Origin of the sequence: Alginatibacterium sediminis (genome assembly GCF_003610775.1) — a bacterium.
In the GTDB taxonomy this organism is placed as follows: domain Bacteria; phylum Pseudomonadota; class Gammaproteobacteria; order Enterobacterales; family Celerinatantimonadaceae; genus Alginatibacterium; species Alginatibacterium sediminis.
On the sequence record NZ_RAQO01000008.1, the window covers coordinates 260,855 to 284,819 of the forward strand.

Sequence of the window (23,965 nt, forward strand, 5' to 3'; positions counted from 1 at the left end):
CAGGCTGTCACTAGTGCTAGTGCTTATCGAAATAGTTTTTGCGCCGAATATACTTGTCCATAAAATGGTAACGCACTGGTCGTGTCAGCCAAAACGACAATGAGATTAAAAGTCGCCTAAAGTCGCTAACATCTTCGAAAATACGTTCATCATGCAGCCAATGAGTTCGTCCCACTTGATGATAGATACCTGGGAATGGTGGCAAAAAAGTCACCAAATCAACATCACAGCACACCCTGAAGGTTTTGGATGCTAATGGGTATTGGCGTTTAAATCGGTAATCTCCCACCGCTGGTTGCCCAAAGGTCACTACCCGCTTAACACATTTGCTATGTTGGCGATGTAAGCGCTGGGCCATCAACACCCCTATCGCACCACCTGACGAATGCCCAGTAATCGACACCTTGCGCCCCTCATTAATTAAGGGCAATAAGGTCAGCCGTAAGCGCTCGTAGATACTCAATAAAGGTGTGTCTTTACATGGTTCATCCAACATTTTCGAATAGCCCCAGTGCACGCGATAAGTACGGTGTCTTTCGTTGACTCGGCGTAACCAACACTGCATGTTGATTAACCAATCCCGCAGGTCCTTACTACCACGGATAACCACTACCACTTCTTTCTTTGGCCCCCACAATACGCGTGCAGCCACGTGCCCTTTTTGATCTTCGATCAATACATTTCCAGCTTCAGAAAAGCCAAACGCCAGCGGGTCAAAATCATTGGGGTAGGATAGTTCGCACAAAAGCGCATAGCGTTCGTAATGGTAGCGTTTGAGTTTTTTCAATCAGCGCAGCAGCTTAGCTAGGTTTACGACCAGACTAAGTTAGCAATGTGACTCTTTCATGAACGTCTCGGAAAATGAAAAGTGGAAAATAGAACTCCTAGCCTATCTAATTGTTTCTCATGGGATTAACAGGTCAATACGGCGACTTAAAAGCTTTTTTCAATCTCACTCTAGACAACAATAAGCTATGTTCTCGGCGATACAATGTAAGTCAATATCTAAAGAAACACATCAGCATCTTGTAGCCCTTAGAAAACCTAACAAATTGGGACTATTGTCTGTGAATAAATTTAATGACGCTTGTGTGAAATGCTAGTAGAGCCAAAGACTAGCTAGAGGCATCATAGTATATTCTGTGCTTAGCCTTTTACGAGATCGCACGATTCGATTGAATTGCACATTTTGTACGGTTCGCTATAATCTTACGATAGTCCCAAATTTGAAGCGACACCATGCACACACTAACAGCAAACGATGCCAAACGTAATTTCGGTGAGCTACTTCTAAATGCTCAACGTGAGCCAGTTAAAATTAGTAAAAATAACAAAGATGCCGTTGTAGTGATGTCGATTCAAGACTATGAAGAATTTGAAGCGATGAAAGCCGACTATATAAAACACTGCTTTGATTCCGCAAAAGAAGACTTAGCCCAAGGAAATGCGGTTGACGGTGAAAACTTCCTGAATGCGTTGTAACTAAAGCATGCAAAAGAGCAAGTATAAACTGAGTAAATTAGCTCAGACTCATTTATACAAAATCAAAAGCTACACCCTTACAAACTTTTCTGAGATGCAATGGCAGAAATACAAAAACACACTCCTTACTGGAATTCAGATGCTTGCTGACAACCCTACTGTTGGAAGAAGCTGTAACGATTTATATCCAAGTGGCTTTTACTTCCCTGTTGGCAAACACACGGCTTTCTTTATCAAAGAAGACGGTTTTATTTTGGTCGTTGCAATCCTTGGGCAATCGCAATTACCACAAAACCAGATACGTTAATTCTCATAACCTAGCATTTTAAGTTAGGGCTATATTTCAGATTGGTAAACTCAGTCCTTACCACAAAGCGAGTATAAACAGTTGTTTTTTTACACGCTTGCTGACTCGAAGTTAAACTATGGAAATGTCTCAACCCAACCCCGTAGTCAGGCCGAGATCGAAGTTATTCAGAGACAACCGTGTGTTGAACAATGTCAATGTTGATGCCCGAAGGGTCTTTAATCATAAAGTGAATTTGTCCCCACTCTTCTTCTTTTAGCGGCATGGAGATCGCCATCTCAAAACCTTTAGCTTGCTCATAAACCTTCACCGCATCGGCTACTTCCAAACTCACCACATAACCTAAAGGTTGCATAATACGGTGTAAAAATTCAGGTTGGCTCGGATGATTCGGTACTAAAAATCCGAGTTGAACTCCAGTGTCCACTGATACAAGATGCAGGTAGAAGTCGTCTTGGAAAAAAACAGACTGAAAACCAAAATAAGTTTCATAAAACTCTTTCACTTGCTCTAGGTTTTCCACAACCATTACTGGGAACATCCCACTAAATTCAATCATAGCGTTCTCCTATTGTTTTCAAATAATGCTGTTAAACATTGCCGCTAAGGAGAATTATGCGTGATTGCTTAGGTGTATTATTGTACAAAACGGACATTTGCAAAAACCGCTTGGGAGTGACACCTGAGAGTTGCTTAAACTCCCGAGAAAAATGGGATTGGTCAAAATACCAATCAGCCCACTCTGTACTGTCTTTTATAGTTTGCAAGGACCTTAACGCTCTCTGAAAGCGGAGAACTTTAGAAAATGCCTTTGGACTTACACCGAGGTATTGTTGAGTTAAACGCCTTAAATGACGTTCGCTAAGACCGAGTGTTTCTGGAGCAAGGTTTTTCAGTTCAAGGCCGCCAGCGTTGCTATAACAGTAGCGTACAAACTTAAGTACCCTTGGGTCTACCACTGACCTACCAGGTCTACCCACTAAGGCTTTTGCAAAACGATTGCAGCGTTGAACAAACGGCTCTTGAAATGATAATAATTGTTGAATTTGATCAATAAATGATGCCGACAACAGATCCTTAGCGGGCATTTGATGATCGTCAGGTGACCATTCGCTAATCGGCTCAGATACCAGTATATGCTGGCCAAGTAATCGAAATCGAACCCCGAAATAGCTCGTAGGTCCAATCAAGGGATAAACAATTGGAGCTGTAAATGGCGAGACCAAAATTGCGTCGTCTAAATTGTCCAAATTAATGATCAAATCAACGCAGTTATCGGGAATACTTCGATAGCAGTATTCTCCATTAGGGACATTAAGCTGCCAAAAGCAATGAACCCAATGGGATATCGGCGTTGGCGGAGCCCATGTCTGATACAAATCATGGTCGTGGACTTGACCTTGAAATGGCGTAAATTCAGAGACTAACATGTACTAAGTTTAATCACTGGTTGGCGCTCTAGCAAATGGGGCTTGGATACATAAATTAGACAGCATCTATAACGTTGACCGTCCGACTGGCTTAGATAAACTATTTATAGTCATATCAACGGTGAAGCAATAAAAAGTAGCTTCTAAAATGCGTGAGCTAAAGCAGATAGATGCTCCAATGTCCTTTTCCATTATCACGGGTTCTAAAAAGTGAGCCGATTGGGTCTATGACTACCACCAAGCTAACTGCCTTTGAAACATAATGGCGCTTGTTAGAAGTCTAATCCTTTATGGTGCAGGTGGCTGCTAATACAGTTCTATGGCCGGTTACGTTTTAACCAAACCATCCACAATAAGGGCACTAAACATAAGCTAGTTGTGAGCATATCTAGATAGCTGTGGTAGTGCATAAATTTCATTAACTGTAAGTAGGCTAACAAACCCAAAACTACAGGTATTGTCCATTTAACTCGGTAGGTGATGTGATGCGCGCAAAAGGCCAACGCGATTGCGGTGTGGGTGCTGTAATCCAAATTTAGCGCGGGCCAAATACCTAACCAAGCATCGAGCAACATAAGCGCATAAACCAATACTAGTGACAAAGCCAAGGCGCGAATATCCAGCCGAATAGGCTGGCCCTTAGCGCGTTGTCGGTAGAAAATCCATAGGCTGATCGCAACCAAAACTGGCGTGTAACAATCGGCGAGAAACGCCCCTACTTCGTATGTCATTACTCAATTCCAAGCAAATTAGCTGGCTATTTTACAGGCTAAAAACGTCAAAAAACATCGTCAATAGCAGAGCTAAATATTGCTTCCTCGGGCTTAATATGACAGCAACCTAAGCATGCAAAGGCAAGCTTGGCAACTAAGTCCAACGAACTAATCCAAAAACTCGCGTCGGGCGATGGGATCCATTTTAAATTGACCACCATAGGCACTCGTTGTGGTACTGGAATTACTATCCATGACACCACGAGATTTTACGCAGTAATGAGTCGCTTGGATCTGTACAGCAACGTCGTCGGTACCAAGCAAAGTTTGCAAGGCCACCAGCACTTGGCGATTAAGTCGTTCTTGCACTTGAGGGCGCTGAGCAAAAAATCGCACAATGCGGTTAATTTTGGATAAGCCTATCACTTTATCATTAGGGATATAGGCCACTCGAGCGCTACCATCAATGGTGATAAAGTGGTGTTCGCAGGTGCTGATCACGTCGATGTCTTTAATTTTAACCATCTCATCAACTTGCATTTTATTGTCGATCAGCGAAATTTTAGGGAAATGGGCATAATCTAGTCCGGAAAACACCTCATCAATATACATTTTGGCGATGCGTTGTGGTGTTTGCTCTAAACTGTCATCGCTTAGGTCCAATCCCAAGGTGCTAATCACTTGGCGCATTAACCCTTCGATGGTTTCTTTTTTCTGCTCCGTGCTAAGACCGTTGGCACGCATGGGCGTTTCTAGACCTTGAGCGAGCAAGGCTTGCTGTACCGCTGTTGCATGTTCAGAAATCTGCATGTTCAATCCCTTAACTCGGTTATCTTCAAAAAAATCGGGGTACTTAAAAAGCTACGATTAAATAGTGATACGCTAGCGATGCAATTAAGGATCAGTGTAGCAGCTTGGGCTATTTTCTTCGCTTTATTGCGCTAGATCAAGTTATGCTACGTATACAATTACGAACTATAGCTACTATTTTTCCAAACTACTCGGTAAGCATCTATATTTTAAGGATTTTTAAGTGATTAGCGATTCCGACAAACCTAAAGTATTAATTACCGGTGCGGCCAAGCGAATTGGCTTAGCACTAGCGCAAGCCTTAATGCCAGATTATCAAATTTTGATTAGCTACCGCGACCCAAATACCAATGTAGATGCGCTTCGAGCACAAGGGATTCAGTGTTATCAAGTCGACTTCAATGACGATGAGGCTATCGCTCAATTTAGCCAAACTATTCAAAGCGAACATGAAACCCTGCGCGCGATTATTCACAATGCGTCTAGTTGGCAATCGGAAAGCCTTGAACCTAATAAAGCCGCACTCATTGCGCAAATGATGCAGGTACATGTAAGCGCGCCTTATCAAATCAACTTTGCCCTTCAATCACTGCTTAATCACAGCGATACAGCGGGAGATATCATCCATATCACTGATTATGTTGCACAGCACGGTAGTCACAAACACATTGCCTACGCTGCCAGCAAAGCAGCACTTGCCAATTTAAGCCAATCTTTTGCTATGCAATTTGCGCCGAATATTAAGGTCAATAGCATCGCGCCAGCACTGATTCGGTTTAACCCACGTGAAGACCAAGCCACCCGAGAGAAAAATCTAAATAAAACCTTGATGCAAATTGAGCCAGGGGAGCAAGAGATAATAAAAGCCGTTGAATACTTACTCAACAGCTCTTATGTAACCGGCACCACCATCAATGTTGACGGTGGACGCCATTTAGTTTGATGGGGGCGGTTAAAATATTAAGTGCGCTAATCCAGCAATAATAGGCAAGCTGACTAGCGTACGTAGCAGAAAGATCACGAAAAGCTCCCAAAGTTTAACTGGGATTTTAGAGCCCATCATCAAAGCCCCCACTTCTGACATGTAAATCAATTGTGTTACAGACACCGCGGCAATCACAAATCTAGTCAGCTCGCTTTCAATACTGCCGGCCAGAATTGAAGGAATAAACATATCGGCAAAGCCGACCACAAAAGTTCGCGAGGCGGCTTCGGCTTCGGGAATTTGCAGCAGCTCAAGCAAAGGAATAAATGGCAAGCCTAAGTAGTCAAATATAGGAGTGTTGTAAGCGACCAGCAAGGCGGCTGTTCCAACCCCCATAACTACAGGCAGCACCCCAAAAACCATGTCAACGGCGTTACGCACGCCTTCTTTGGCCAAACTAACAGCACCGGGCGCCTTTTGGGCTTGGCTAAGCGCATTGAACTTAGCCCAACGCATCAAATACTTAAATTCTGGGATATGTTCATCATCGGCTTGGCGAGAACTGCCATCGATAAATTTGTCAGCTCGATTACGTAGCGGGAATAAACGCGGCACGATCAGCGCACAAACGAAGCCGGCAATACACACACATAAATAGAACCAGCCAAACATGTGTTCCAGACCTACTTGAGCGATTACAACCAGAGAAAAAGTAATCGAAACCGCAGAAAACGTGGTTCCAATCACCACCGCTTCGCGCTCGGTGTAATGTTTGTCTTCGTACTGCCGACTAGTAAGCAAAATACCAACACTGCCGTCGCCTAACCAAGAGGCCATACTATCAATAGCACTGCGACCCGGTAAGTTAAATAAAGGCCGCATAATTTTGGTCAGCAAGGTACCGATGAACTCTAATAGTCCGTAATTGAGTAACAATGGGAGCACCAAACCGGCAAAAATAAACACCGCAAATAGCGTTGGTAGCAAGTCAAACAAGATAAAGTGCCCAACGTCGGCGTTATATATTGCCTCAGGACCGACTTCAAAAAAACTTAGAATGGCAAACGTAGCTCCAAATAAACGAACCGCTAACCAAGCTGGTGAAGTCTTGAATAAAGCTACGACAAATGGCGAATGCTTTGCCCATGTTGGCTTGCCCAAACTGACATAAAGAGACATCACTGCCGTGATAACCGTGATCAAAACAATCATCGGAACCAAACTTGTCCCTAACAATTCAACGATAAAGCCTGCAATAACAGCCGCAGGTATGGTCATTCCGTCTTCTATGGGTAGTGGCAAAATAAATAAAATTGCCCCAAGCAAAGATGGCAACAAAAACTTCAACACATTGCTTAAGGTATAAAGCTCTGATTTTATTGGAGGCTCTTTGCTTTCGAAGTCGATATCTGATTGCACGCTGTTGTCTCTTTGATAGTTTGGTTAACGCCACTTTGCAACTACATTCACTAATGACGCATAATAATTCCGTGAAATATACTGGTTACGATGGAAAAATCAACCATAAAATATCGCCATTGAGAGATAAACATGAGAATAGAAATATTCAACAAGCTGTTAAGGGCCGTCATGAGACGATTGTAGGTATTTAGCAGCGCTTAAAACCTGTTAACTAAATACAGAATGCATAACTAGTCAGTTTAAAACTTAGATAAGCGACTCAGTTTTAGTCTCGATGTCAGATATCATCGTTTTCATAACATTACAGCACTCAATCTAACGCTGAATATCTATATTTTTCTCAAATTGAGTTAAACTAGAATGAATAGAAACAGTGACTTGTGTCTTGCCAAGACCATTTTGTTTAATCAAGGAGTTAATGATGGACGAGCGCCGCAACTTTTTACGCATCATTTTTGAGCGTCCAGCTCAGATTCGACATGGCAACACCACCTGGACGACAAGCCTACATGATCTATCCTTGCGAGGAGCTCTTGTTAACGAGCCCAACGATTGGGATTCAGAGCTCAAGTTAGTGACATTGAGCTTTTTACTCGATGAAGACAGTGAGCAACCTCTTAACATTGTGATGGACACTAAGGTCAAACACCAACGCGACGGCTTGCTAGGTTTGGAGTGCCATCATATTGATATCGAAAGCATTACCGAACTTAAACGACTGATCGAACTAAATTTGGGGAATGATGATTTACTGCATCGCGAACTTGAACAATTAGTGGGTAATTGAGCGCTGATCCCTAGCGATATATCACAGCTAGAATAGTTCCTTCATTCCTCGGCTATTCTAGTTATCAAGATTTCGTGCAATTTTTCAGAAACCTGCTTTAATAATCACAAAGTCTTAACATGTAACCCACGAAACCTGTCGAATTTATTTACAGTTGTTTGACGTTTATTTTTGGCAATATTTTTTTATTATAATAAAACAAAGACTTACCATGTTGGCCTGAAAAATGCGTTAGTCTTCGGATAACAATGCTATCCAACCTGGATGCAAACAATTTGCGAGAACTCTCATGGATAGAGACACTCTCTTGAGAAAGACCTATACAGGGTCTTTTTTTGCGTTAACGATGTTTATGGCGTTATTTGAAAGCACACCGGTCTACGCAAATACTCCCGCAATTGTTATTGATGGCCGCACCCAAACTCAGCTCAGTATTAATGGCCAAGTTACCGACATCACAACCTCTACAGTTAAAGGCAACAGCGCCTATAACTCCTTCTCCAAATTTAATGTTGAAACCGCAAACACTGTTAATCTTCACGTACCTCAACAAAGCCAAAACCTAATCAATGTCGTTCGTGACCAACGTAGTCAAATTGATGGCACCTTAAACGCTTATAAAAGTGGCAAAATTGGGGGCAATGTTTACTTCTTTAACCCCAATGGCGTTGTCGTTGGCGAACAAGGCCAGATTAATGTAGGCAGTTTAACCATCGCCAGCCCAACAACAGCTTATGTTGACGACTTAATCGATGGCGCCGGCAATATTAGTGACTCCCATGCTCAACAAGCGCTTGATGGCACATACCCCATTTCAGAAAGTGGTTTGATTCGCGTTAAAGGCAAAATTAACGCTATTGATAATGTCCAAATCAATGGACAAAGTGTAGTGGTAAATACCAATGGTTCGATTAATGTTGGACCAAGCTCAGCCATCAACTTTGCCGATATCGTTAATGTAGAAGGCCAGGTTGACGCCTTAGCCAGCAGCCGTACTATATCGATCAACGCCCAAGGTAATGTAGTGATCGGCGGCACTCTTGATAACAGTGGCAGTAGCGACGTTAATGGCGGCGACATAAATATTGCAGCCAAGCAAGATATCCAAGTTATTTCCGGTGCCAAGATCAAAACTGACGGCATAGGCGACAACTCGAATGCGGGCGAAGTACTGGTATTTGCCCAAAACGATGCACTCTTTGAACAAGGCGCGACTATTTCAGCTAAAGGTGGCGACGTCTCTGGTGATGGTGGTGCAATTGAGTTTTCAGCTAAAAAAGTGGTTCGCCTAGAGGGTGGGCAGTTTGAAGCTCAAGCTAGCAATGGTAGCGCGGGTTCGGTATTAATTGATCCTGATGACATTGAAATCGTTGGAAGCGATCAATACACGAATGGGGTTGAATACACTCTAATCGCGAATGATAGCATCACAATTGGCGAAAATATTACCATTTCAACTCGTTCCGTGGCTGTTGGTGACGACCATGAAAGCGACGTTTCTGTAGCTAACTCTGGCGATATTGAACTAAGAGCCGAACACATAAGGCTAGAAGCCGGTAGCAAATTATTGGCCCATGCAAGCGCTGGCTTTACCGGTGGCAATATACTCATCCGCGCCTCAGAAGTTGACGCCATAGGTGCGCAGCGCAATGCCAGCGCTAGTATTGTGGCGACCGATAGCAAACTAACCGGTCGTAATATTACCCTGCAAGCCTTTGCAGAAACCTCGGCAATTTTAAGTTTACTTGAAAACGATCCTCTGTTGGACGCGGCAAGTATTCAGACCTATATCGATGGCGAGTTAGACGACCCCATTGATGGTATTGCCGGCCGGTATTTTCAGTTAAATTCTCGCGCAACCGCTAGTACTCTAATTTCTGGCAGCCAAATACTGGCTGATGGAGATTTGAGTATCGAATCTAAAGCTGGCGCGCGAACAGGTTTTAAGAAAACTGCAAATGCGTCAACTGTCATAGAAAACAGCACTCTTGAAGGACAAGATGTCGAGGTATTATCATCGTCAGCAACCTCTTTAGTCTTCCCTATCTTGGGAACCTTAACTAAATTCGCAGACCAAAGCTGGTTACCTGATCCGGAAAGCAGCCTCACAGAAACCCTCGATGAAGAATTTTTTGACCATACCCAAACTACAATTGTCGGTCTTTCTGAGTCGAATGCACGTACCGTCATCAGTGGTTTTAGCAGCATTACTGCATTCGGGGCTATGAACATTGCCAGTGATGCGGAGTCAGTGGTTAAACCTAATTTCAATAGCCCTTTCTTGTTTTCTGCTGCATGGGGTGAATCTAAAGCTGAAGCCTTCACAAGTGTATTAGATACAACTACTTTGAACGCTGCTAACGCGCTTAAAATAAGTGCCAATACTAAAGCAGAAAGCGAAGTGATTGCCGGGCTAAACTCTACCAACATCCCTTTAGCTGCAACTTTTGTTTATGCGAATACGGTCGCCAATAGCCGAGCTGAAGTTGGCGGGTCAACCAAATTGGAGGCCGAATCAGTCTCGCTCAGCTCTGAAACTGAAATGAAAACCGACGTCTCTGCAATAACTAAGAATAACGGCGGAAGTGGTGCAGGGTTCAGTGTTGCGTATAGCGAAGTCGAATCAAACTCTTATGCTTCTCTAGCTGGCACCGTGCAAGCAAAAACTGGAGATGTATTGGTACACGCTTCTACCGAAGTTATAGAAGCTAACGCAGCTGATGCTGCCAGCCTAGGCGATCCTAAAAAGTTCGCGGACAAAATTGTTAACTTTAAAGATGGCATTAAACAAAACGTTACCAATAAACTTCTATCTAGTTTAACGCCACTAAGCCCAAGCTTATCAGACTCAATTAGTAACTTTATGTTTCCAGGGATTAAGGATGGCAGCTTGAATGTTGGCGGCGCAGTATCGTGGACCGATGCTAGCCATACAGCAAATGCCTTGATCGCCGATAACGCTCAAATTCTCAGCGCTAACAATATTAATGTCGAAGCAAGTATTAGCGACCACATCACCAATAGTGCGGGAGCTAAAACCAACTCTAAAGGTACTTCACTTGGAGGCTCAGCAGCGATAGGAAACTACAACAGTCTGGCAAATGCATATATCGGGAAGTCTGCGGTAATTGATGCGACCGGTAATGTCGACGTTAATGCGAAAACACTAATCCCCTATCCTTGGGAAATCGATTGGGACAATGCCGAACAAGTTCTCGATTTTCTTCGAGGTGGCATTTTAAATATGTTCCTTACTAGCTACTCGATTAATTCGGCTTCAGGTAAATCAGGACTTGGTTTGGCTTTAGGCTTAAACATACTCGAACTTGAGAACTCTGCCCATGCCTATATTGATGATGGAGCTCAAGTCCAAGCCAATAATGTTTCAGTATTAGCAGAGAACGAAGTCAATGTAATTGCAGCCACTGGCATACTAAGTAAAAAATTCTTTGGAACAAGCGGCGGTAAAGCAGCTTTAGGTGGCTCGGCTGACTTGATCACTATGACCACCAATTCGTCAGCGACCATCCGCGGCAATGCCTCAGTAACGACTGTTGAAGACGTCAGCGTGAATGCTAAAGACACCCAACGTTTGGTGTCAGTGACTGAAGCGGGCGGAAAGTCCGATGGCTACGGGATTCAAGGTGCTGTTTCAATCAACAATATAACAAATACCAGCTTAGCAGCTGTTGATGAACAAGCGATTATCGCCGCCAAAAATTTAATCATTGACGCGAACGCCGATCTTAATGTTATCTCCGTTGCTGGCGGAGTGGTTGCGACTAAAGGCCCGGTTGGTATTGGTTTCTCGGTATCCATCAATAACGTGTTGTCTGATGTGCGCGCATTTTTGGGTGATTTTGACCCAGATAATCAAAACCCCGGTTACGCAAAAGGATCGGTAAGCACTCAAAATGACGTTTCGATAACAGCTACTAACACCCTTTTACTTGGCTCTTACTCTGTAGCAGGGGCGATTGCAACTGAGAACAAAGCTCAAACAGACACACCAAGCAATGCCAGTTCAACCCAAAGCGGCGGTTCCAGTGCGCAAGGTGCTAGCAAATCGGGCAGTGGTAAGTTTGGTATTGGCGTCTCGGGAGATGTATCACTCAATGATTTGGATGCTACGACACTTGCTTATGTCGATGATGGCGCAACTATCGCAACAGCAAACAATGTTGCTATCGAAGCCAACAGTATAAATGAAATAGAAGCCCTATCAGGTGCGGTTACAATTTCAACCCAAAGCTATGGCAATGGCATTGCCGGTTCTTACTCGCAAAATACGATAAGCGAGAATACCCAGGCGAGTATAGCCAATGCCAATGTTCAATCGTCGGGCATGCTGCGCGTAGCGGCCCAAACTTCGGGCACAATTGAATCACTGGCAGCCTCATTACAATCCAGTAAAGGTAAATTGGGGGCCGCAGGCTCGGTTGCCATCAATGATATTGATAATCAAACCTTAGCGTTTATGCGTCAAAGTACATCTGCTGCCAATTCTTTAGTGATACAAGCCTTAGACAACTCAATCATTCGTACTATCGCCGGTGCGCTATCCTATGGTGGTAAAGCTGGTATCGGTTTATCGTTCGCTTGGAATACCATTAGCAACAATGTGTTTTCATCAATTGAAGACTCGGCAGTTGTCGTAGCTGGTGATTTAGAGATTGCAGCTGAAAATGACAGCACAATTGAGTCCATAAGCGCAGCCATCGGTGCAAGTAAAGGTAAAATGGCAGCCGCAGGTTCGCTAACGATTAACACCATCGACAACAATACTAGAGCTTGGAATAGCGGCCAGCTCAACAATAATGGTTTAGTTGCCGGAACCAACATCGATATTTCAGCGACAGACAGTTCTGACATCTTCGCGATAGTTGGTAGCGTTGGAGCCAGTACTTCCGGTGCTGGTGTTGGCGCAGCGTTTGCCTGGAATGAAATCAACAATCTGGTCGCCAGTGAAGTGTTGGGCAATGCCAAGCTGAACAGTTTAGCTGGTAATGTTCGACTTGATTCAAGTTCAAGCAGTACGGTCCAGTCCATTTCTGCCGGTGGCGGTTTGGCCAGCAAAGTGGGTGTTGCTGGGTCTGCTTCAATCGTACAGCTAAATACCGAGATTGCATCCCGGGTTGATCAAAGCTCAAGCATAAACGCTGATGGTAGCGTAGCCGTATTGGCTAAAGACCAGGTCGAAGTATTTTCTTTGGCAGGCAACGTAGCCCTTGCGGGCAAGGCAGCCATTGGTGTTTCAAACTCAACGCTTATCACCAACAACCGCGTTGAAGCTCAGCTTGCCGGTGATGTTCAAGCCAACGCCAATCAAGCGGCTACAGATGTATATACAGGTAAATTCGATAGTAATGGCGATGCGATAACGCAAAGTGAGCAAGGCGTTATTGTGCAGGCCATTTCGTCTGAAGACATTCAAACTATCGCAGCCGGCGGCTCTGGCGCTGGTAAAGCAGGGATTGCGGGTTCTGCAACCGTAACCGAGCTTAACGAAACAACGGTGGCTAGCATTGGTAGCAACGCCAACATAAACAGCAATAACAATGCTGCTAATTCTGCCCAGAACGTCATCGTTCTCGCTAGTGACCAAAGCTCATTACTCGGTGTTGCGGGAGCGCTAGCTTTCGGCGGCAGCGCAGGTATTGGTGCTGGCGCTGACGTTGGAGTGATTGATAAAAAGACCCAAGCTCTTGTTTCTCAAAACGCTGAAATAAATGCCAACAGCAACATTATTGTTGAGGCCCTAGCGCAGCAAGAAATCACATCCGTGGCAGCATCCCTAGGATTGGGCGGCAGCGCTGGAATTGCCGGCTCAGCATCAGTCTACATTCTCGACGTACTCACCAGCGCGCTAATTGGCAATAACAGTCAATTATTCAGCGACGGTAATATCTTAGTTAACGCCCAAAATGATAATGAACTCGATCTTATTGCGGGCAATGCAGGTGTTGGTGGAAGCGCAGGCGTTGGCGCATCGGCAGCTGTAGCCATAATCGACAAAACTACACAAGCTATCGTGGGCGATAATGTACAAATAACGGCCCTAGCTAATAGCGATGCAATCGCTGTTAATGACGGCAGCTTTAGCCAAAGTTTCGTGGCCGACTCCGACGATGAAGGCGAAATATCTGGACCGGGCACTAATAACGACGGTAGTGAAAACCAAGCGCTGGCTAGCCAGCGGGTTAGCACTCGAAATGTCGATACCCAGTTCAAGGGACTGGCAGTTATAGCCAGCAATAAAGACGATATTGAAACCATTGCCGCTACCGGTTCAATTGGCGGCACTGGCGCCGTTACCTTAGCCGGTGATGTCAATGTTATTGACACGAATACTCTGGCCCAAGTTGGTAACTCTAGCATCGTCAATAGTGACAATACCAATGCCAATAACCAGCAACAGGTCTTAGTTGCTGCAGGTAACGACCATTATCAAATGGGTATTGCTGGTTCTGCATCTGCTGGCGGTTCGGCCGGGATTGGCGCTGCAGCTGATGTACTTGTGGCAAATCATCAAACTCGCGCTATCGTTGCTGCGCAAAGCGACATTAAAACCAAGCAAGCGCTAAGCGTTATTGCTAGTTCCAACCAAGATCTATTATCGATAGCGGCAGGCCTTGCGGGCGGGGGTACCGTTGGTATTGCTGGCTCAACCTCAGTGTTGGACCTTACCGCTATCAGCCAAGCTCTTATTGGTGATGACGCCAGCGTCGATAGTGATGGAAACGTGCTTATCATCGCCACCAACGATACCCAAACCGATATTGTAGATGGCAGCGTAGCCATTGGTCTTGGGGGGGCCGGTGTTGGTGGTTCGGTCGGCGTAAACAGCATCAATAAAACCACTGACGCGTTAATCGGGCAAAACGTCAGCCTGGACGCACGCGCTAACGCCAATACTACTTACAACGCCTTAGACGACGACAAACAATCAGACCGTTCTGCAGTAAAAGGCCTCGTACTTGAGGCCACAAGTAGCGAAGATGTATTCGGGGTCACAGCTAGTGGCGCAGCAGGTTTATATGCTGGTGTTGCAGGTGCGGTATCAGTTTTGGCTATCAACTCCGATACCCAAGCCGGCATCGGTGCGCTAAGTGATATCAATCAAAACGCTGCTAATTCACAGCAGTCGGTCAACATTGCAGCGCGTAACCAAACTGACATTGAAATGATTACCGGCGCTCTTGGCGCTGGAGCAGCTGGCTTAGCCGGCGCGGTTGATGTAGGTAGTGTCACAAACAATACCTCTGCATTTATTAATAATGGCGCGCAGGTGGCATCTCAGTCGACACTCGGTTTAAGTGCATTGAGTCACAACGACATCAGCTCGATAGTGGTTAGCGCCGCTGGCGGTATTGTTGGTATTGCCGCCGGTGTATCGGTTTACTCCATTGGCAATGGTTTAAGTCAAGCCGGTCAAGAGCAATTAGAAACTGACAGCAGCTCCGATAACGCAACGTCATATGCCGACGACCAAGCCAGCGATAACAGTATTGCCACGCTACTGTCAGGCTCAGATAGTAATCACATTCAAGATGCCGCTTCTCGTTCGCAAACAGCGCGAGCAGGGCTTGAAGTCAGCTCTCAAGTGGGCAATCAAATCGCGAGTGGAACCACGGTTAACGTGGGTTCAGATGTAGAGCTAGCATCTGGTGACGATCTCAATTTAATCGCCATGCAAGACTCGAATGTAGATCAGCTCGCAGGTGCCGCTAGTGCTGGTGCTGGTGCCTTAGGTGCCGGGATATCAGTCTTGGACATTGACGGCGGTGCAAGTACCAATATTGGCAATAGGACATCGCTTAGCGCCAATGAGAACATTAGTTTAAAAGCCAACACCAATAACGAAAGCGACGCACAATCGTATGCAGGTAGCTTTGGTGGCGCTGCTGCAGATGCCGCGCTAGCGATTAGCAACGACAACAGTGTAAGTCGCTCGCGTCTAGGCGATGACATTGTCATAAACAATGCCAAGATCGTCACGATACAAGCCAGTGAACGCCGCGAAATTCTAACCAAAGCCATTGGCGTGAGTATTTCAGCAACAGCGGCAGTAGGTGCCTCGGTAGCTAGAAGCCTCGTTGGTGGTGGCACATATGCCCTTATTGGCGATGGCTTACAGCTTGGGCAAAGTGCAGATAACACTGAGTCTGTTCAGTCATTAAAGGTGCTCACTGATTCAGAAGTGACTGCCAAATCTGATGCCCTAGCCGGCAAAGGTGGCATGGGCTTAGCAGCTAGTGGCACTGTGGCCGACAGTATTATCAACACCAGTGTTGAAAGCGCCATCGGTGACGAATCAAACATGAAACTGTCAGACGATTTAATCCTTAACGCTGCAGCAAAAACTCAAGCTGATGCGCAAGCTCGAGGCGTAAACGTGTCGTTGATAGGCGCTGTTGGCGCAACCTTAGCTAGCGCGCAAACCCAAACCAATGTTAGCGCTTTAATTGGCGAGTCGGCGTCAGTTGTTGCTGACAATGCTTCAATATCGGCTCAGCGACTAGTTCTCGCTGACGGAAATACTAGCTACGCACTTGGCGCATCAGGTGGCTTATTAGGCGCACTCAATGCCACTAGTGCCGAAAGCAAAGACCTTAGCCGCGCTCACGCATTGATTGGCGACAACAGCAATTTTGAACTTGATGACACATTTACCTTATCGTCGCTCAATAACACACAACAAGAGGCCGAAGTCAGTGGCATAACCATTGGCGGCTTACTGGCTGCCGGTATTACTGAGTCCGAGGCGACTTCTGATACGCAAAGCTGGGCCAAACTAGGTGATAACGTTGAGCTTTCTGGAGATATCGATGCTATACAAGTCTCAGCGCTAGGATTTGATAATAATTTCGCGCAGGCAACTTCAGGCAGTGGTGGTTTAATTTCTGGCTCTGCGGCAACTGCCGATACCCAAACCAACAGCAATACCCAAGCAGCGATTGGTGAAAACGCACAGCTCGCGAGTACTCATTTCACGTTGTTGGCCGATCACACCAGTCAATTCAATGCCCAAGTTGATTCAGTTTCTGCCTCGGCAGTCGGCGCAAGTGGCGCCAATTCACAGCACAGCGTCGATAGTTTGGTAAGCAGTACCATTGGCGACAATACGAGCTTAACAACACAGCATTTCGATCTCGATGCGATTAACCGCGTTTACAAATTTTGGTTGGGTAGTAACACCCGCAGCGAAGACGCAAATGCCAATGGCGACACCACTACATGGAATATCAAATCTGGTTCAGGTGGCGTACTAAACGCCCCTTCAGGTAGCTCTGACACCAGCGTTTTACTCTCGACCGTTGCTAGCATAGGAAATGATGCAAACATCCATCTGTTAATGCCTGCAATTGATGAAGCCACTTTCTTTATGGATGCGCTCAACGACTTAGTGCTGAGAAGCAAAGCCAAGCTTGATTCGGGTGGCTTAATCGCTTTAGCCAAAACTGAAACTGAAATTGACGTAAGCAGTTCAAGCATGGTTAGTGTAGGCAAACGCAGTGACATTTTGGCCGACATTGGTGACATTAAAATAGGCAGCCGTAACCTAGTTGAACTTGACGCACGAGCATCGTCCGACACTTATGGCTTAGCCGGTGCACCTGAAGGTTTAGCTGATATCGATTACCGCTCTAGTGAGCTAACCCTTATTGATAATGACGCAGTATTAACCGCAGATCTTGGCAATATATCGTTATCCGCAGGCCGTTCCAGCGATGGCCAACGCAGCAATATTGATGCCTATAGTGAAGTGAAGCTTTGGAACAAAACGGCGATCCCAATAAATTCTACGCCCGATGCGCATACGGCAGTTACGAGTAATCCAATACTACAACTAGCCGCTGACTCTTTGGTTCAAACCGGTAAGGACATTTCGCTAATCGCGGATAGAGGTAGTATTAGCGCCAAATATAGCGGTATTGGCAAAGATATTTACCGTGAAGCTGCTGGCAGTATAGTAAGCGGTATTAGCAACGCATTTGGTGGTGATGACGTGTCATTCGATATTAAAGGCGGTTCTAAAACAGTCTCTGGACTAAGTAATGTTGTTGTCGATGGTACCGCGCTCGCGGGTATTAATCGCTCAGAATCCTTAACCCTTGATTATCAACTTGTAGACATCGATGGTAATGATACGAATACGCCAGTTTGGGTCGACAGCAATGGCGATGTAGTGCTTGCAGACAGTAAATATCGGGTAGCTGTGCTTTGGCGACTAGCAACGACAGCAACTGATGGTATTAGTTACAATGTTGAACTGGCTCAAAGCATTACCGGTAAAATTCAAGCACGGATAGACAAACTAAGAGACTTAATCACCGATTATACTGGTGATGTAGCCGCTGTAGCAGCCTATGAAGCCGAGATTAAGTTCCTACAGTTTAAGTTAACTGAAGTCGGTCTTGCTGGTGGCAACCCTTACTTAGTTTCTGATGCAGATGCAGATGCATACAACCCGGGTTCTTATCAAAGCCCAAGTCCTAAGGAAGCCGGTCTTCGAGAAATCGTTTATAAAAGTAACCAATTGGACTCGCTAGATGCAGAAATTGATTCCCAGCAAGACAGTAGCATAGAGCTGGTCGATACCACCTCCGGACACCAAGTTACTTTGGCTAAAGCGGTAGTTGATGTGCTAGCTGAAATAGCCGATGCCACCGTTAAGAATAACGTTGCAGATTGGAACAATCTTAACGCTGCTGAAAAAGACGATATAGCGAAATATCAATCTGATATATCGGATTTAAAAAGCGCTATCAATAACAGACAGGGGTTGATCGATGAACAATTAGCCTTAGCAAATCCAGACTCTTCAATCATTGAAGACAAGAAACAGCATAATACTCAAGACCGGAAGCTAATTTCAGAAAAGCTTGCGTCAATAGAGGATAAATTAGTCACCATTTCAAAAAACAACACTAGCATTATCGCAGCGATGGCCCCGCCGGAAGATGCAACACCTTCGACCGAATTTACAAGGCTCTACGCAGCAATAAAAGCCGAACAACAAAAAGTCAGTGCAGGTATTGAAGACAACCAATTGAGCCTCACCGCTATTACCGAATGGGAAAAGGACTTTGGCTTTGCTCTAACGGACTTAGGCCAACTTGCAGCCGATCTACCTAATCTATCTGACGTATCAGCGTCTGGTCCGGTTGCAGATTTTGTCACTGTTGATCCAGTCAAAGTAAGCCTCGGAAGTATCGATATATGGGCGGACAACCTTACCGGAGATGGCGAACTTAAAGCGCCAGGTAACGCTCGAATAGAAATAACAAACCACACGCCCAACTTCTTAATACTTGGCGAGATGGAAGTCGACAGCTATAGCGGTGGCGAAATCCGCTTTAACAATGGTTTTGTAAACAACAATGAAGATGTTACTGAAGCCAACCGTAACTTAAGCTCTGATAACCTAAGTTTCGATAGTCGTTTTCTAATCTCAGACAGTAATAAACCACAAATTATTGTCACCAGTAACTACGATCCCAATGGGGCCGGCACTGTAATTCAAGCTCCCGCCCCTGACATTCGTTTGTCAGGCGATATCATCAATGAGTTCGGCAGTGTCAAAGTACAAAGCGCTGCGGGCAGTATTTACGTCGACAAAAACATTCGCGCCGCAAGCGTCGATGTAAAAGCTGAAAATGGCGACTTTGTGCAAAGCTACGTTGATGGATTTTTCCATAGCTCTGGTGACCCTGCTGAGAATACCCCTGGTGCAGGCATTGTCGCTAATGGCAGCGTGGTGTTAAGCGCTCGCTATCTGAACATTAATGGCTTAGTGCAAAGTGGTATCGCCGACTTATACATCGATTTGGACCAAAACCCGGTTTTGACCGGTAGCGCCAGCTTGTTCGGTGTATCTCAGAACGATTTAGACGGCTACCAAGATGATTACAGTAATGATGAGAGTCTTGTAGAGTGGATTATTAGTGATCAACCAGGGCTCGTTTACAATGCCAAGCTTGATCGCCTAGAGGCAGATATAGCCTATGCTGATTGGGACTCTCAGCAAGACGGCTGGGCCGAGCGTACGGCCACTTATGCCGGTTTGTACAAGATAGTCGATGACTACGGCAATATTGGTGCAAGTTACGACCCTAGTGTTGACAATGGTCGCTATGTACTTGATGGCGAACTAGTAAGCGGTGGTTACATCCAGCTCTATGGTCAAATTCTCAATACTGCTGTGGATGGCGCTAAACTTAAAGTTGTCGATGGCTTTGGGCAAATCAACGTCACCAATACCTCAGATCGCGCGATCGTTATCAATAATTTGAGTACCGGTCGAGATAACAGCGGCCTTGGCAACGGTATCGAAGGGGTCATTGATATCACAGACATCCAATTTGTTGATGAGAATACCGGTGAAGTTAACGCTATCCATTCCGTCTACACTCGCGTTGGTGAAGATATTCAAGTTGAGCGTACTGGTGTCTGGAACGACAATACGTTTGACGCCGATGCTACGCAATCAATCGTCATTGGTAACTCACGCGATACTACCTACTCCCCACAAGAAGGCTTGGATTACATCTGGAAAACCGCCACCTCTGAAAAGCAAGTGACGGATTGGAAGTTTACAGGAAAACGCTTTGTCGGCATTACGATTAGTCAAGGAGAACCTGATGGAACGCCTGACGAGCTTTCATCACTACCAAAAACCACCCGCCGCCTAAACGACGCTACGATGATTGAGGTAAACAAAGGATATAAAGATGACGAATACTATAAAGCGGGAAAATTCCACGATGTCAGCGAAGACAAATGGGTGAAAAACGATGAATGGAACGATTGTAATTGGTGGACTTTATGTTTGGCATCAGATTATACCTCGCTCTGGACGCAAACCTACGGCTACACAGATATCATCACTAATCGACTCAAAGCTGACAACCTTATAGATATTGAGTTCTCGGGCTCAGACACGGGCGCGATTAGCATCCTCTCGAAAAGCAATGTGATTATTGATGGTGCTATCGATAACCGCTTCGGTACAACAACCATTACCGCTGGTGCTGGCGACCCATTCTCCCGCTTGCGCGGCGCCTCAAACTTGGTTCAAGTCGACCAATCAATATCTCAGGGTGATCGCGGCGTACTTATCGGCAACAACTTCAACTTTGCGTCATCAAAAAGCATTGGCGTGGCTGGCGATAATCCAATTCCGGTTCTGATTGAAAACAACGGTGGCCCGCTAAATGTAAGTGTCAGCCAAGGTGATTTGTCACTTCGCCAGCGCAGTGGCGACCTGATTGTTGGACAAGTGTCAGCACTTGGCGACGCAGCGCTAGGACTTGGTAAAATGTACCTCTCAGCCGAGGGCAGCATCTTAAGCCAAGATGCCAACTCAGTGATTAAAGCCAACACCCTGAACTTAGTTAGCGATAATGGAAGTTTAGGCAGTTTGGCGAATCCTTTGAATATTCAACTTGGCTTTGATGCCGACTATGCTAATCGCCACCAATATGGCTTGGATGCAAGCGCAAAAGGCGATATTCATATTCAAAGCCAAGCTTCATTGGATAACAGCCAGGCTGACCTTCTGGTGAATGCAGTCAGCTCAAGCAATGGTGATGTGAGCATCAGAACGCCAGGCAAAATACTAGATAACAGCCCGTTTGCTAAAATTGACCAGCGCACCTTTGATGAACTAAAAGGTTTATGGGATTCGCTGGCTTTGCTTGAAGGGACAGCCAATAACCAAGCCAAACAAGATGCGGCTATTTCGGCATTTGAAAAACAGGGCACGCAGGACTATCGCGACTATTGGAAACTCAGAGATCAACAAGCTGACCCACTGGACTACGACCCCAACTTTGAGTCTCGTTTAAGTGCGCAACAAGAGAGCGCCGTTCGTGAACGCTTATTAAACCAAGGTAAATCACAGTTAGAAGCCGACACCTTCATCCAAGACTACAACGCGCAAAATAGTGCTCGTTATCATGCTCTGCATCAAAAACTGTATGTTGAAGGCGACGGAGCTTATGGGGATCAAATTCCTCAGAGCTTCAATGACGATTATCGCTACACTGCCAGCAATACAGAGCGCGCAAACCTAAGCAATGGCGCTTCGTGGACTGAAAAACAATTAGCAATATCCTTGGCCCCAGGTTTAATCAAGCAAGTCACCGATACCAATCCGGTTCTAAAAGATCCGAACGTATCGGGTAACAGCGTAGCCCTAATTGCAGATCTTGGTATCGGTGAAACTTTGCAAGCTAGGACCATCGATTTGAACCAAAACCCAGCGGACATTAGCGACGAAGACAAAGTTGCATTAGCGGGTGCAGAACGTGAAGACTTTAGTATTGATGACAACGGCATTGCCACAGTACTCGAGCGCAAAGCGGTAAATGTATTAAGCACCGGTGCACTTAGTGCTCACAATCAAGCCGGTCAAGCGGTTGACGGCGATGTGTTTATATCAAGCGAAGCCAACGCCCTAGTTGAGCAAATTTGGTCAAGCGGACGTCTGCGTCTGAAAACCAATGGTTCCATACTGCAACAAACCGCCGGAATTCCCGCTTTCATTGCGTCTAATCTTATTTTGGAGTCAGCCGAAGGAGCTATTGGTAGCATCAATCAAGCCATTCAAGTTCAGCTCGATAGCCGAAGTAATGTTGCGCCATTGATTGCAAGAGCAGCCAACGATATTTGGTTAGAGCAGGTAGGTCTTGATTTAGCTATTGATACGATCTACTCCCGAGAAGACGTCACTATCAATACCGATGGTTCAATAATTGATGCATTTGACGATCAAGCGACGAACATTTTAGCCCGTCAAATCAGCTTGAACAGCGATAGTTCTATCGGTAGTTTTGACAATGAACTCGATATTGCCCTAGCTGCTAACTTCGATGACACAGCAGAAGATGAGTTGTCTTGGCTTGAAACAAACTCAGCTGCCGCTACCTATATACGCGCAGTTGACCGAGCTTTAGGTCTTAAGTCGGCAACAGCTGGCACAGACTTATCGATTCTAAGTGAAGATACTTTGGAAGTTCTGGGCACAACCAGCAGCGGTCTAGATACTCGACTTGTAAGCGCCGCCAACATCATAGTTGATGCGCAAGTTAATGCTGGTAACAATGCTTCGTTGCTTGCATCTAATATTGTGTTGAATGCCCAAGTGGCTGCGCAACAAGATTTAGAGCTACTCGCAGATGAAAATATCGAAACCAACGCCACGGTGAGCGGCAACGATATATATCTCGATGCTGCCAATGATATCTACATAGCCGCGGATATGGCGGCTTCAAATGAAACAGTCATTAGTGCTGGCAACGACCTTGAATTGTCACAACAAGTTAGTGCTGGTAATTCAATCGATATTGAGACGGCTAACGAGATACGCATAAATGGTGGTCAAGTTTCATCAGAGCAAGTTAGTCTTAGTGCCGGCAGCAGTATTTTAAGTGATTCTAGCTCAGCAGTTGATGTGGTCGCGAATAAAGCAGTGCTTGAAGCCCAGCAAAATATCGGCGGGCAAAGCGCAATTACAATTAGCGCAGAACAACAACAGCTTACGGCACCTAACATAAATGTTATTGCCAACGCTGATAGTGTTCTCGATATTGAAGCCACAGGTATAAACGGTGGTGTCGCAGAGTTCATTCAAATAGCTGCTAATGCAAGCCAGTCAGTTAACTTTACTAAGCTGTATTCAAACATTGCGGTGCTAAGTGTGGCTAGTCCAGTGCTGAATGTAATTGACGGCATTAGCTCACTCTATGCTGAGTTTGATACTCCCTATGCTAGCGTTCGTGTTGATGCATTGCCTCAGGTAAACGATGGTGCGCATGATGTTCGATTTTATACGGATGACACATTCTATTCCCTATCGGTAGGCCAAAACCAAGTCTCCAGTAATGGCTTCCTGATCAGCAAAGAACCGCGGATAAACGCAGAGGGTTCGGTGGGTTCTAATGCAAATTTAGAAATTAATCAGAGTCTTACCAGCTTGCGTAATCAACAATTATCAAGCAGGGTAGATGAATTACAACAACAATACCCGGTCGGACCTCGTCCAGAAATTATCACGATTAGCCAAGACTTATTTGAATAAGCGCG

General features: G+C 45.4%; 11 protein-coding genes. 5 read left to right on the forward strand and 6 right to left on the reverse strand.

Annotated features, from left to right (window positions below):
- Window positions 1-16: 16 nt before the first annotated feature.
- On the reverse strand, window positions 17-787 hold the full coding sequence (locus DBZ36_RS15160) for a lipase family protein (protein ID WP_120355804.1): 771 nt from the start codon (window positions 785-787) through the stop codon (window positions 17-19).
- A 452-nt stretch (window positions 788-1,239) separates the two neighbouring features.
- Between DBZ36_RS15160 and DBZ36_RS15165 the strand changes: the two genes are divergently transcribed.
- Window positions 1,240-1,482, forward strand: a complete 243-nt coding sequence (locus DBZ36_RS15165) for a type II toxin-antitoxin system Phd/YefM family antitoxin (protein WP_120355805.1) — start codon at window positions 1,240-1,242, stop codon at window positions 1,480-1,482.
- A 7-nt stretch (window positions 1,483-1,489) separates the two neighbouring features.
- Window positions 1,490-1,789: a type II toxin-antitoxin system RelE/ParE family toxin gene (locus DBZ36_RS15170; protein ID WP_120355806.1), complete on the forward strand. Its 300-nt coding sequence runs from the start codon at window positions 1,490-1,492 to the stop codon at window positions 1,787-1,789.
- Window positions 1,790-1,952: 163 nt separating this feature from the next.
- Here DBZ36_RS15170 and DBZ36_RS15175 read toward each other — a convergent pair whose 3' ends face one another.
- The 4 genes from DBZ36_RS15175 to folE all read right to left on the reverse strand — a co-directional run bounded on the left by DBZ36_RS15175 (window position 1,953) and on the right by folE (window position 4,742).
- Window positions 1,953-2,348 carry a VOC family protein gene (locus DBZ36_RS15175; protein ID WP_120355807.1) on the reverse strand — a complete coding sequence of 132 codons (396 nt, stop codon included), beginning with the start codon at window positions 2,346-2,348 and terminating at the stop codon, window positions 1,953-1,955.
- 31 nt (window positions 2,349-2,379) lie between these two features.
- On the reverse strand, window positions 2,380-3,219 hold the full coding sequence (locus tag DBZ36_RS15180) for a helix-turn-helix transcriptional regulator (RefSeq protein WP_120355808.1): 840 nt from the start codon (window positions 3,217-3,219) through the stop codon (window positions 2,380-2,382).
- 317 nt (window positions 3,220-3,536) lie between these two features.
- Window positions 3,537-3,950, reverse strand: a complete 414-nt coding sequence (locus DBZ36_RS15185) for a hypothetical protein (protein ID WP_120355809.1) — start codon at window positions 3,948-3,950, stop codon at window positions 3,537-3,539.
- A 150-nt stretch (window positions 3,951-4,100) separates the two neighbouring features.
- Window positions 4,101-4,742, reverse strand: coding sequence for a GTP cyclohydrolase I FolE (gene folE, locus DBZ36_RS15190; protein WP_120355810.1), 642 nt, complete (start codon window positions 4,740-4,742; stop codon window positions 4,101-4,103).
- Between the two features lie 223 nt (window positions 4,743-4,965).
- Between folE and folM the strand changes: the two genes are divergently transcribed.
- The gene (gene folM / locus DBZ36_RS15195) at window positions 4,966-5,685 is read left to right on the forward strand and encodes a dihydromonapterin reductase (protein ID WP_407641489.1); all 720 of its coding nucleotides are present in this window, start codon (window positions 4,966-4,968) and stop codon (window positions 5,683-5,685) included.
- 9 nt (window positions 5,686-5,694) lie between these two features.
- Here folM and DBZ36_RS15200 read toward each other — a convergent pair whose 3' ends face one another.
- On the reverse strand, window positions 5,695-7,086 hold the full coding sequence (locus tag DBZ36_RS15200; RefSeq protein WP_407641490.1) for a YjiH family protein: 1,392 nt from the start codon (window positions 7,084-7,086) through the stop codon (window positions 5,695-5,697).
- Window positions 7,087-7,510: 424 nt separating this feature from the next.
- Here DBZ36_RS15200 and DBZ36_RS15205 point away from each other — a divergent pair, with 424 nt between their 5' ends.
- Both DBZ36_RS15205 and DBZ36_RS15210 read left to right on the forward strand, forming a co-directional pair.
- Entirely contained in the window at window positions 7,511-7,876 is a 366-nt protein-coding gene (locus DBZ36_RS15205; RefSeq protein ID WP_120355811.1) for a PilZ domain-containing protein, read from the forward strand.
- A gap of 352 nt (window positions 7,877-8,228) precedes the next feature.
- Window positions 8,229-23,960 (forward strand): leukotoxin LktA family filamentous adhesin, encoded by a 15,732-nt coding sequence (locus DBZ36_RS15210; protein ID WP_158589118.1) that lies wholly within the window; start codon window positions 8,229-8,231, stop codon window positions 23,958-23,960.
- Window positions 23,961-23,965: the final 5 nt, after the last annotated feature.